11 protein-coding genes are annotated in these 12769 nt (G+C 41.7%); 6 read left to right on the top strand and 5 right to left on the bottom strand.

Annotated features, from left to right (window positions below):
• Positions 1-80: 80 nt before the first annotated feature.
• The 4 genes from nadD to leuS are packed head-to-tail and all read right to left on the bottom strand — an operon-like array spanning position 81 to position 4916.
• Positions 81-710 (bottom strand): nicotinate-nucleotide adenylyltransferase, encoded by a 630-nt coding sequence (nadD, locus tag JF50_RS22630; RefSeq protein ID WP_039611595.1) that lies wholly within the window; start codon positions 708-710, stop codon positions 81-83.
• Positions 710-1768, bottom strand: a complete 1059-nt coding sequence (holA, locus tag JF50_RS22625) for a DNA polymerase III subunit delta (protein ID WP_039611594.1) — start codon at positions 1766-1768, stop codon at positions 710-712. Before holA ends, nadD begins: the two co-directional genes overlap by 1 nt.
• Entirely contained in the window at positions 1768-2328 is a 561-nt protein-coding gene (gene lptE, locus JF50_RS22620; protein WP_052262706.1) for an LPS assembly lipoprotein LptE, read from the bottom strand. The genes holA and lptE overlap by 1 nt, the downstream gene beginning before the upstream one ends.
• Positions 2328-4916, bottom strand: coding sequence for a leucine--tRNA ligase (gene leuS / locus JF50_RS22615; RefSeq protein ID WP_039611593.1), 2589 nt, complete (start codon positions 4914-4916; stop codon positions 2328-2330). The genes lptE and leuS overlap by 1 nt, the downstream gene beginning before the upstream one ends.
• Before the next feature lie 338 nt (positions 4917-5254).
• Between leuS and JF50_RS22610 the strand changes: the two genes are divergently transcribed.
• The 4 genes from JF50_RS22610 (at position 5255) to JF50_RS22595 (ending at position 9094) form a co-directional block, all read left to right on the top strand.
• A complete protein-coding gene (locus JF50_RS22610) occupies positions 5255-5713 on the top strand; it encodes a zinc ribbon-containing protein (protein ID WP_039611592.1) in 459 nt (152 codons plus the stop codon).
• Between the two features lie 46 nt (positions 5714-5759).
• On the top strand, positions 5760-8180 hold the full coding sequence (locus JF50_RS22605; RefSeq protein ID WP_039611591.1) for a Lon protease family protein: 2421 nt from the start codon (positions 5760-5762) through the stop codon (positions 8178-8180).
• Between the two features lie 2 nt (positions 8181-8182).
• Positions 8183-8662 (top strand): FKBP-type peptidyl-prolyl cis-trans isomerase, encoded by a 480-nt coding sequence (locus JF50_RS22600; RefSeq protein WP_039611590.1) that lies wholly within the window; start codon positions 8183-8185, stop codon positions 8660-8662.
• Between the two features lie 102 nt (positions 8663-8764).
• Positions 8765-9094, top strand: a complete 330-nt coding sequence (locus JF50_RS22595) for a hypothetical protein (protein WP_039611589.1) — start codon at positions 8765-8767, stop codon at positions 9092-9094.
• A 39-nt stretch (positions 9095-9133) separates the two neighbouring features.
• On the opposite strand, the gene JF50_RS22590 is transcribed toward JF50_RS22595, so the two are convergent.
• Positions 9134-9757: a TIGR04211 family SH3 domain-containing protein gene (locus JF50_RS22590; protein ID WP_039611588.1), complete on the bottom strand. Its 624-nt coding sequence runs from the start codon at positions 9755-9757 to the stop codon at positions 9134-9136.
• Between the two features lie 343 nt (positions 9758-10100).
• Here JF50_RS22590 and JF50_RS22585 point away from each other — a divergent pair, with 343 nt between their 5' ends.
• Together JF50_RS22585 and JF50_RS22580 are read left to right on the top strand one after the other, a co-directional pair.
• Positions 10101-11618, top strand: a complete 1518-nt coding sequence (locus JF50_RS22585) for a CYTH and CHAD domain-containing protein (protein ID WP_039612140.1) — start codon at positions 10101-10103, stop codon at positions 11616-11618.
• A 268-nt stretch (positions 11619-11886) separates the two neighbouring features.
• Positions 11887-12732: an HDOD domain-containing protein gene (locus tag JF50_RS22580; protein WP_039611587.1), complete on the top strand. Its 846-nt coding sequence runs from the start codon at positions 11887-11889 to the stop codon at positions 12730-12732.
• Positions 12733-12769 lie beyond the last annotated feature (37 nt).

Genomic DNA, 12769 nt, shown 5'->3' with positions numbered 1-12769 from the left:
TCTCTTTACTGTGTACACTTCAATTAGGGGCGCAATTCTAACATGATTTTGAGCAGAATTCCCAAGCCGATTAGCGACGGCTAAAGTGCGTACAACTTATTGTTATTGATATAGGCTAAGACTGGTTTGGGCAGCCAAGGTTCAACGGTTTTGCCAGATTTTATGGCTTGGCGAATTTGGCTCGACGCTGCGCAAAAAGCTTTGCCTGTCAAAAAGTAACACTTGCCAGCAGGTGTTTGATGTAAATCGTCGGGTGAAGTGGTTTTTGAATGTGCTAAATAGGCTTCTAGTTGCGTGCAAGGGGCATATTTATCCCCAGGCCTTGCGTATACCACCACATGGCATAGCTGTGTGATAGTTTGCCATTGGTACCAAGTGCTGAGACCATTAAAAGAGTCCATGCCCATTAAAAACGCGATGGGTTTTACTGGGTATTCTGCTCTGAGCTCTTTGAGAGTGAGTGCAGTAAATGAGGGCTCTGTTCGCTTGATTTCTCGAGTATCAATGTAAAACTTTGGTTCATCTTGCGTGGCTAACTCTAACATTGCAATGCGATGTTCTGTAGCAATGCTTGGACCTTTTTTATGAACTGGTGTTGCATTGGGCATAAATGCCAATGAGCTCAAAGAGAGCTCGTCTAAGCAGTGGTTTGCCATATTGAGATGCCCGAGGTGGATCGGATCAAATGTACCGCCAAATAGTGCAATCATCAGTAGACACCGCCAAGTTGAACACTGTCATCTATAAAAGGCATTGAAAAGGTGACGGGCTGGCAGAAGCTTAACGCAATGTGTGCCAAGCCTTGAAATGGAGCGTTTAAGGCATTACTTTTGTAGGCTGAATCAAATTGTCCCAACAGCATGATGATATTTTCTAACTGAGATATTGGCAGTCTATCTAAAGCTTGCTGTGTTGGTTGCTGTTGATTTTTCCAGACATTGAACTGCTTGAATAACTGACCGATAGGCTGTCCCTGTACAAGTGCACGTTTCATATTTAAAAGTGTTTGAGCTTGATTTTGCAGGGCCCACGCAACACTCGTCGGTTCGACATTATCGGTCGCGAGTTTATTTAGCACTTTGATAATGTACTTGGGGTTCCCTTTTAGAAGGCCTTCATTCAAATCGAAAATATCAAATTTTGCTTGATTGAGTAGGCCGCCCATCAATTGTTGTTGATCTATGAGTGCGTCTTTATAGAGTAAAGAGAGTTTTTCTAGCTCTTGATAGGTGGCAAGCAGGTTGCCCTCTGTGGCCAATAATAAACTGCGCTTAGCGTCACTTTTTAAATTAACTTTTAGCCGTTTACATTCTTCATCAAGCCACTTTTCAAGGTGAAAGCCTGTCAAAGGATAGCAGGGCACAAACAAGCCACTTTTATCCAGTGCTTTGAACCAGGCGGAACGCTGAATATCTTGACCTGCTTTTGCGCCTTTGATGATCAAAATGACATCGGGGTTTATGTTGGCCGCAATCTCTTTAAGGATATTCACGCCTTGTGTTGGTGGCTTTTGCTGGTTTAAGTCTAGTTCAATGACCGTTCGGGCGCTAAATAAAGACATGCTATTGTATTGGGCAATTATTTCCTGCCAATCAAAGCCTGGTAGTAAGGCGAACTTTATCGTCTCGTCAAAGCCTTGTTTTTTGGCTACTTGGCGGATAGTGAGTACACAGTTACCTTCTTGGAATGGCTCTTCACCAAAAACAAGGTAGAAAGGGTGCAGGCCTTTACTTAACTGACCTGCTAATTGATTTGCATAACAGCGCATTAGAGTTGTGACAATTCGCGAATAATTCTTTTGGTGGCTAACTTGCGCATTTCCGTCAAAATAATTTCTAGTTCTTTAGACTTGGCAAGCGAGTTGGTTGGATCATCTTGATAGTTTCGATAGAGTTCAAAGCTTTGCTCAATGGGATCCTGATCTGGACGTGCAAGGCGATATGACACTTTATAAGCAAGCTCATATTGTGCAACCTGACCATTTTGAAAGAGGCTTAGAGTTTGTCTGTTCAATTCATCTTGGTATAGATGCAGTTCAGCCGTGAACTTGGTATTTTGACCATCAATTTGGTCATTGAGTGTCACTTTTGAACGCTGCAGCTCATACTTTAATTGTTCGTATAACGCAGACTTTTGATCATCTCCTGTTAAATGTAGCACTCGTAAATCTTCAGGAATATAGGAAGCTTGTTTGAGTTGAAAACCACAGCCTGTGACAGTAAAACAGACTAGCAAAATTGCCAGTCCGTTTTTAATGTCTGCAAGCGAGCGAACAGCGGAGCCAAATTGGCCCGCTGTTGAAATGACTTGCTGAACAAAGCCAATCATTAGTTTGCAACCACATTAAGTAGCTTGCCAGGCACATAAATGACTTTACGGATGGTTTTTCCGTCAGTGAATTTAGTCACGTTTTCTTCGGCAAATGCAATCGCTTCTACTTGTTCCTGAGTTGCATCAGCTGCTACGGTTAGCTTGGCGCGTAGTTTACCGTTAACTTGAACAACGATAAGCTTTTCATCTTCAACCAACGCATTTTGATCAACGACAGGCCAAGACGCATCGAGAACATCTCCGTCATGTCCAAGCTGCTGCCATAACTCGTGACACATATGCGGCGTAATTGGCGCAAGCATAATAATCATTGCATTGAGCGCTTCGTTCGCAAGTGCAATATCTTGCTCGCTCTCAAGTGGCGCTTTAAGTAGCTTGTTTGATAGTTCCATGATTGCAGCAATTGCAGTATTGAATGTTTGACGACGCTCAACATCGTCAGAAACTTTTGCAATGGCTTTGTGAATTTCACGGCGAAGTGCTTTTTGGTTGCCAGATAGCTTGCTGAGATCTAAGTTTGCGTGACCCGCATTTTTCACGTCAACCGCATACTTCCATACACGGCGAAGGAAACGCTGTGCACCTTCAACACCAGAGTCAGACCATTCAAGTGTTTGCTCAGGCGGCGCAGTAAACATCATAAATAAGCGAACAGTATCTGCACCGTACTGCTTAATTACTGTTTGTGGGTCAATACCATTGTTCTTAGACTTAGACATTTTACCCATGCCCGCAGACATGACAGGTTCACCATCATCTTTGTGCCACGCTTTGATGATACGGCCTTTGTCGTCTTTTTCCGTTTCTACATCAAGCGGAGAAATCCAAATATCGCCGCCTTTTTCATCTTTGCGGTAATATGTATCAGCCAGCACCATGCCTTGGCATAGTAGACGCTCAAATGGCTCGTCAGAGTTTACTAATCCGAAATCTCTGAGTAGCTTGTGGAAGAAACGAGAGTAAAGCAAGTGCAATATTGCATGTTCGATACCACCAATATATTGGTTAACAGGTAACCAGTAGTTTGCAGCACCCGGCTCTAACATGCCTTCATCGTAACGTGGGCTACAATAACGCGCATAATACCAAGAAGATTCCATGAAGGTGTCGAATGTATCTGTTTCATGGAATACTTGCTCACCATTCACCGTTGCTTTTGCCCACTCAGGATCGGCTTTGATCGGTGACGTTACACCATCCATCACAACATCTTCAGGTAAGCGAACTGGTAGCATATCTTCAGTCGCAGCAAGCTCAGAGCCATCTTCTTTGTTTAGCATCGGGATTGGAGAACCCCAGTAGCGCTGACGACTCACACCCCAGTCACGTAGACGGAAGTTTACTTTGCGCTGACCAGCGCCAATGCCCTCTAGTTTTTCAGCGATGGCATCGAACGCGGCTTGAAATTCTAGACCGTCAAACTCGCCAGAATTGATTAGCACGCCTTTCTCAGTGAACGCTTCTTTGGCTAAATCAGCTGATTGTTCAGCATCTGCAGCAGGGCTAATGACTTGTTTAATTTCAAGACCGTAAGCAGTTGCAAATTCATAGTCGCGTTGATCATGACCTGGTACCGCCATGACTGCACCTGAGCCGTAATCCATCAATACAAAGTTCGCAATCCAGATAGGGACTTCTTGACCTGTTAATGGATGAATAGCAGTAAAGCCCGTTGCGATACCTTTTTTATCCATGGTCGCTAAATCTGCTTCAGCCACTTTGGTGTTTTTGCACTCATCAACAAATGCAGCGACAGCTTCGTTATTTTTTGCCGCTTCTAAAGCAATTGGATGACCAGCAGCAACGGCAACATACGTGACACCCATAAAGGTATCAGGGCGTGTTGTATACACAGTAAAGCTTTCGTTGTTATCAGCGCGCTTAAAGTCGATCTCTAAGCCTTCAGAGCGTCCGATCCAGTTGCGCTGCATCGTTTTAACTTGTTCTGGCCAATGATCTAGCTTGTCTAAATCGTCAAGTAGTTCTTGTGCATAGTCAGTAATTTTAATGAACCACTGAGGAATTTCTTTTTGCTCTACAAGTGCGCCTGAGCGCCAACCTCGACCATCGATAACCTGCTCATTCGCAAGGACTGTTTGGTCAACTGGGTCCCAGTTTACGGTAGACATTTTCTTGTATACTAAGCCTTTTTCATACAGCTTAGTGAAGAACCATTGTTCCCACTTGTAGTATTCAGGGTGACAAGTCGCGATTTCTCGGTCCCAGTCATATCCGAAGCCTAATTGCTTTAACTGACCACGCATGTAGTCGATGTTTTCATAAGTCCATTTTGCTGGTGCAGTATTATTTTTGATAGCCGCGTTTTCAGCTGGTAGACCGAATGCATCCCAGCCCATAGGCTGCATGACATTTTTGCCTTGCAAGCGCTGGAAGCGCGACACAACATCACCGATTGTATAGTTACGGACATGACCCATGTGGAGTTTACCACTTGGGTAAGGGAACATAGACAAGCAGTAGTATTTTTCTTTGCTTTCGTCTTCGACGACTTTAAATGTTTTGTTTTCTTCCCAATAGGATTGAACCTTGGGTTCGATTTCTTGTGGGTTGTATTGCTCTTGCATTGACGTTTCCAGACTTCTTGCAAACTGATTGTAAAATTGGTCAATAGCATACCCGAAAACTGAGCTTGATCACAGCGTCTGATAAGCATTTTCAGCTGATAAATGTGATTTTAGTTGATTTCGTTTGGTTCAATTATCTGCACACTAAATAGTTAATTAACTCTGGCTCAATGGCCCTTTTTGAACGGTGCTCTATACTTGGTTTATACGGTAATTGTATCCAACACGTGTTGTGATGACTTCATAAATCAATCGTTTCAGCAGTTTGTCAGTATCGACTTCAGGTTATCTGAAGTGCATGCCAAAAACTTGCGCAGTGTTGTTGGGGAGGGGGCGACATGGCAGATTATCAACAATGGCTAAGAGACTTTTCTAAGTGGTGCAAAGACGTGAAGGAGCATGAGCTAAAAAAGTTGATGGATGATTTTTTGCAGGAAGAAGAAAAGTGGCGACAGTTTGGGAAAAATAAACTCAGTGATTATCGGCACTATTTTAAGCGTGATTTACAGCATATTTCGGAGTTTAAGGATCACTATGAGGGGGTAGCATGGGAAGAATTCAAAGAGTCTGTTTTATATGAGCTGGCTTATTTAGAAGATAGGACTCAGCTTGAGTGGCATGCATTGATGAGTGATTTTGCGCATGATGGTATTTATAAAGAGGGTGAATGGATAGCTTTGGGGCAATTAGTGTGTAAGAATTGCGGCAATAAAATCGATGTTTATCACTCTATTGAAATAAAAGCTTGCAGCGAATGTGGACATGATACGTTTTCAAGAAAAGCGCTCACGCCTTAGCCACCGTGCTTTAATTTTTCTAAGGTGAACAATAAAGAAATCAGGAATGACTAAAACAATTAAGCCACTGAGTTCGGAGCAATTGGCTCCGACAGTCTCTTTGCAGCATATACATTCATGTATGCAAAACCCTTATCCAGAGTCTTTGCCTTTTATCGGTCAGCAACGTGCACAAAGTGCGCTTGATTTTGCGCTTGGTATGGAACTCCCAGGTTATAATGTTTTTGTAATGGGTGAAGCGGCCACCGGGCGCTTTACTATGGTCAAAGATAAACTAGAAGCTCACAGTAAGACGCGTCCAACACCTAAAGAGTGGCTTTACGTCAATAATTATGACGACCACCGTGAGCCAATAACGATGTTTATGCAACCGGGAGAAAGTCGTCAGCTTGCAGATGACATTGACGCTTTTTTGGACGAGGTTGTGGATACTTTTCCTGCAGCATTTGACAACCCGGGTTATCAGCGTAAGAAAAAGTCTCTCGATAGAGAATTTGATAATAAATATAACGCAGCGCTCACCGCGGTTGAACAGTTGGCTATACAAAAAAGTGTGGTAATGCTGGAAGAAAATGGTGCGGTTAGCTTTGTGCCTGTGGTGAATGGAAAGCAGCTGGATGATAATGAGTTTAATGCACTGGGCGAGCAGGCCCAAGCTCAATTCTATGACGCGATTGATGAATTAGAGGATGGCCTAATTGAAGCCTTGATAGAGTTGCCTCGTTGGAAACGAGAATCCTCTGAAAAGCTCAGGAAATTAAAAAAAACCACCATAGAGTTGGCAACCAAGCCTTTACTCAAAGCGCTTGAACATAAGTATGCAAGTCATATTGGCGTTATTCGCTACTTGAAAGATTTACGTGTCGAAATAGTTGAAGCTGTTTTGGACTGGCTAGATGATGATTCTGCCAGTGCTGAAGATCAAAAAGATGATTTTGATGCCAAAGGTATGCTTACTGATTTTTTTGCGCCCAACATTTTAATTGAGTACAAAGAAGGGGCACCTGCGCCAGTTGTGTACGAGCCTAACCCAACTTTTGGCAATATTTTTGGTAAAATTGAATATGAAAGTGCTCAAGGTTCGTTAATCACCAGCTACCGCTCAATTCAAGCAGGGGCGCTTCATCGTGCCAATGGCGGCTACTTAATTATGGATGCAGATAAAGTATTATCATCGCCGCAAGTGTGGGATGGTTTAAAGTTGTCATTGAAAACGCATCAGATAAAAAATGACCTGCCATTTCAAGACAGCTCAGTAGGCAGCAGCTTTACGCTAAAACCACAGTTGATCCCCATGGATGTAAAAATCATTTTACTGGGCTCGAGAGATCTCTATTACACAATCAGTGAATACGATGAAGAATTTGGTGAGCTGTTTCGAGTTTTAGCTGATTTTGATTATTACTTGCCTTCCAGTGATAGATTGCAATATCAATTCGTCAGCAAAGTCCAAGAATATTGTGAACAAACACTAAACTGCGGATTAACAGCGGAAGGTTTAGTCAGATTATTAAAGTTTAGTTATCGCCAAGCAGAGCATAGAAACAAGTTATCGGCGCGCTTTGCGGATGTGTTAGAGCTTGTCGCTGAAGCAAGCTATTATGCCAAGCAAGACAATGAAGAGAGCATTGATGAGCATCACATCAATGAAGCCTTATTAGGCAAGCAATATCGTACTGGTCAGCTTAGCGAAAATATGCTCAGTGACATTGAAGAGGGGCATACGCTGATTGCGACTCAGGGAGAAGCTGTAGGCAAGGTTAATGGATTAACGGTGTTACATATTGGTGATACCGCTTTTGGTACGCCTGCAAGAATAACGGCGACTGTATATGCAGGCTCCGATGGGGTGATTGATGTTGAACGAGAAGCTGAATTAGGAAAATCGATTCACTCCAAAGGGGTCATGTTGCTTACAGGTTATTTAGGCAATAAATACGCTCAGCAATTTAGTTTAACATTGAGCGCAAATATCGCGATTGAACAAAGTTATGGTTATATAGATGGTGATAGTGCGTCTTTGGCTGAACTATGCGGTTTAATCTCTGCTATCACGCAATTACCAATATCCCAGTCATTGGCTTTAACCGGGTCGATAAATCAACATGGTGAAGTACAAGCCGTAGGTGGAGTGAATGAAAAGGTAGAGGGCTTTTTTAAGCTTTGTAAAATGCGCGGTCTAACAGGCAAGCAGGGAGTCATTGTCCCACATTCAAATTTGATTAATTTGGTGCTAGCAGATGACGTAGTCCATGCGATTGAAAACAAAAAGTTTCATTTATACGCTGTCAAAAGTGTTGATGAAGCACTTGAGCTTTTGATGGATGTTGCTGCTGGTGAGGTAACGAATACTGGCGCGTATCCGGAAGGTACAATCAATCACTTAGCGCTTAAGCGACTTGAGCAAATTGCACAAGTTGTGAACGGTGAAGAAAAAGAAGCATCAGAAGACACTGAGCAGGAGTAGTTATGTCAGTCACGAGTATCGCGATAACCATTTTAGCCCTTGGTTTAGCTTGGTTTATCTATAACGGTAATCAGAAACAAAAACAGATCGCACAAATAAATCGACATGATGCGGAGGCATTTTTGGCCTCAAATGCGCAGAAAGATGGCGTGATCACGACCGAAAGTGGTTTGCAATATGAAATATTAGAAAAGGGCGAAGGGGCTGCTTTTCCTACTTTGAGCGATAGTGTCCGTGTGCACTATCACGGTACTTTACTCAGTGGAGTAGTTTTTGACAGTTCTGTCGATCGTGGGCAAGCGATAAGTTTTACGCCTCAACAGGTAATCGAGGGGTGGAAAGAGGCATTACAGCTTATGGTTGTGGGTGACAAATTCAAACTTTATATTCACCCAGATCTCGGGTATGGGAATAGATCTGCTGGTAAAATCAGTGCAGGTTCGTTATTAATTTTTGAAGTGGAGTTGCTCAGTATTCAGTAAATTGGTGACGTATAGTGTTGAGTATTTGTTAATTTTAACTTGCAATTTCTCTTGTTTGTGATTTAAATGGGAACAGGTATCGTCATGGCAAGGAGGTGATACTTGACATATCTGTTCCTAGTTATCAGTAGCTTTGGTGGAGCGCTATTATGTAGAAGATTGAGTAACGACAAATTAATGACAATAGAACGTTACTTGAATTCCACTTATCCAAGCTTTTACCAAAAATTGTTACTAGATAGATTTGATATTGGTCAGCAAGCTTCATTTGCATACAATCTAGTTGATCGTTCCTCTGCAAGGGAGATAAACAGCTTAGATGATGCAAAGCTCAAAGAGCATATGTTCGAGTTGTTTGTAGCTGATATTGGCGCGGTATTTTTTTCAGTAGGCTGCGTACTGTTTTTATCTATCATGGTACTAGATGTTTAGAATAAACCCACTTTGGTTGACAAAGTGGGTTTTTATTATTTAGTTCCAGCCATCATATCTTTTTCTACGTGATAAAAATAAAGTCAATATAACACCTAGGATAAGCCCTGAAAGCGCAATCCCTCCCCCGTAGGCAAGCAACTTATGTTGTTCTTCTTTCACTTGATTTTGAGCTGACTCAGTTTGTTGTTGAAGTTGTGTGTTCAGGTCTTGAATGGTTTTTTGTAATTCAATATTCTGAGACTCTAATAATGCGTAATCGTTTTGTAGATTAGGGACCGACGCTTTTAGATCGCCCAGTTGACGCTCTGCTTCAGCAAGAGATTCATGTAATTGGTTAACTTGTCGCTTTAATCCAGGTTCAGCTGTAACGAATTGAGACTCAACCCAACCGCTTCTATTTTTGTTGTCAACAATTCGCACAAAATTATTGTCTTGTTCATTGGTTATTTGTATTGGGGTACCAGCTTCGATGGAGCCTAAAATGCGATAGTTTTTCCCTGGGCCTGAATGCATAAACAAGTAGAGGTTATCAACAATAAAACCGTTAGGTGTGTTTTGTTGTGCCGTTTGTTCTTGAGGGGCATCCAGATTGTCCTCCTCTGCATGAAGCGCAATAGGAGCAAAAACGAATAAAAGTGGCAATGCGAGGCGTTTGATCATTCTCGAGCCCTTATTTTTTTAAGGTTTATATGAATTTATGAAAATAGTATGGCTTTAAAAAGCGCTTGGCAAGGGATTAACGTATGATCATGTTTTTTTATTTCTTTATATGCATCAAGGTATAGATTGTCTTGGTTCGAACATATGCATTTGAATGTACCTAAAAGGTATAAATATCACCGCGCTGGTGGTCATAAGAGTCGTGGCCAAGTTTGATCCATTAAGTATACAAGTTGAGGTAATTTGTGTTCATTTTCCTTCTGATTATGGTAAAAAGATTGCAAAATTAGGTGTCTTTGTATATTTTGATTGTTCTCATATTACAAAGGTAACCTACCCCCTAATGGACACTGAAATAGAACTGAAGTTTTTGGTTTCAGATAACGAAGTTCCGCTTATTCCGGCATTGATCACACAGTTTGCAAAGCGGGTTAATAACAAGCCGGCAAAAAATTTAGAAAATGCATATTACGATACGCCAAGTAGAGAGTTAAGAGCTTTAGATATTGGGCTTCGCACACGTTGCCAAGACGACGACTGTGAGCAAACAATCAAGCTCTCCGGTGAAGTGCTTGGGGGTCTTCATCAACGACCAGAATATAACTTACCTTTAAAAACAAGAAAGCCAGATATTTTTGCGTTTGATTCGAGCATTTGGCCTATGGGTATGCGACTTGAATCAATCGCTGAAAATTTATTCCCAATATTTAGTACGAACTTTATTAGAAGAACTTGGCTGATTGAGACTGAATCGGGCAGTTTAATTGAAGTGGTTCTGGATAAAGGTGAAGTATCGGCAAGCGGCAAGTCTGAAACGATTTCCGAACTGGAGATAGAGCTTGTCGAAGGAGATCGTGTTGATTTATTTTTGTTGGCAGAGCAACTTGTTGCACAAATAGGTGTAAGGCTAGGGTTTTACTCAAAAGCTGCTAGAGGGTATCGCTTAGCTGATGATAAGCCGTTGAAAGCTAATAAAGAAATTGGATTTGTACCATTATCTAGCGAGATGAATCAAGAGCAAGCGTTTATAAAAACAATCAATTATGCGATTGCTTTGGTTCAAAAACATGAACAATGCTACGTTAATGAGCCAAGCTTGAAAACGCTAAAACGCATCATAGATGGAGTACGCTTAATTAAGCACGCTTTTTGGTTATTTGAAGAGTTTGTCGCAAGAGAAACCACAGATAGCTTACGTAAAGAGTTAAAGTGGCTATTAGGGGAACTTGATTGGGTAGAGAGCGCTATCTATTTAAAGACTTACACGTCTAAACGCCACGCTTATTATAAACGTATTCACGGTGCACCTGAGCTATCTCAAGTGATTGATGACCTGAAAAGTGTCCAGCCAACTAAAACTGATTTAGAAGATTTGTTCCACTGTCCACGGTACAACAAACTGTTGTTGTCATTAACGCGTTGGCTGATGGAAAAAAGCTGGCGACAGCAGTGGGATCAAAATGCAATAAAGTCTGCGCAGAGTAGTGTGCGTTCGATGGCTAAAAAGACGTTCGACTTAGAGTGGAAAAAGCTTAAATCCATGTTCCCACACAAAAGTTCAATGTCTCTCGAGCAGTATGTGCACACCCGCTCAAGCATTGAAGAGATGTTGTTAAGTGGAAGTTGTTTAGGCGAACTATTTGATGAAGAGTTAAGGCTGAGTTTTAGGGCGCCTTGGATGGATATTCTCTCAGGTATTTATGAACTGGAAACATTACATTACTTACAACAGCTATGTGATGGGCAAGAGGCACAACCGCTCTCTGATATCTTAGGCTGGTTGCAACAAAAATCTGACTTTCTGATCAGTGCGATGGATCAAAGCCGAGATGCGTCTATTAATTGTGAACCTTACTGGTAAAACCTAGGGTTCAATTTGCTTCGTTTAGGGCGCACTCTAGTGCCCCTGATACCTTTTTTATCTAAACGTACCATGGTAAAAGAGTTTATTAACGACAGCTCCAACCTTTTAGTTGATTGCTTTTCATCACGCACTTTAACTTACCCCATTATACCCAATACTGTATTTGAGCTTATTCAAATTGATAACTATTAGAGATTATTAAATAGTCGCGACAGGTCAAAATTCATCTACTACACTAAAATCAAAGCCACCAGATGGGTGACCTATGATAGATATTGATGACAAAGTTTTAGCAGATTTAAGGTCAGGCTTTAGCCTACCTGCCAAGCCAGAAATCTTACAAAGCCTTCAAGATGAATTAAATAGAGATGAACCTGAATTAAATCGGGTGGCTGCCATTATTACAGAAGATGTAGCCACATCTGCTGCGGTATTGAAAGTTATCAATTCTCCTGCCTATGGTATGTCTAGAACGGTCACAGATATTAAACAGGCTGTGATGTTTTTGGGCATGAATTGTATTACTCAGGTTGTAACAGGGCATTTACTAAAAAGTGCGTTTGCACAAGATGACTGCTGTATTTCTTTGCAGCGTTTTTGGGATAGTGCGTCTGATATTTCACAGGTCGCGATGCTCATAGGAAAAAAAGTAAGCCCAGCAATTCCGGTTGAAGACTTGCAATTACTTGGCCTATTTCATGATGCGGGTGTCCCTGCCATGGCGATGCGTTTTAAAGATTATAATGATGTGCTGATGCGTGCAGCGCAGCGGCCAGAACACCCATTGATAGAATACGAAGCACAACAGTATCCCACAAACCACACGGTTGTAGGGTACTATTTGGCTAGCTCTTGGCATTTACCTAAAAGGGTATGCCAAATTATTTTACGACATCATGATCCGCTGTTTTTCCAAGACAATGACTCTGATGTTGAAAAAAAAATTATGGCAACTTTGAAACTGGCGGAAAATTTTTGCTTTGAAATTAAGCATTTTAGAAGCTGTGCGGATTGGCACGCCTTTAAAGACGATGTGATGCTTGCTCTAGACTTGAGTGACGATGACTATACCGATGTGAAAGAAGATGTTGAAGAGTTTTTGATAGGTTAAAAAAAGGCGCATATAGCGCCTTTTCAAAAGATTGGTA

The sequence above is a fragment of the Pseudoalteromonas luteoviolacea genome (genome assembly GCF_000814765.1).
Taxonomy (GTDB): Bacteria; Pseudomonadota; Gammaproteobacteria; order Enterobacterales; family Alteromonadaceae; genus Pseudoalteromonas; species Pseudoalteromonas luteoviolacea_H.
Note: the sequence above shows the minus strand (reverse complement) of the source record. Positions and strands in the feature narration are given on the sequence as shown.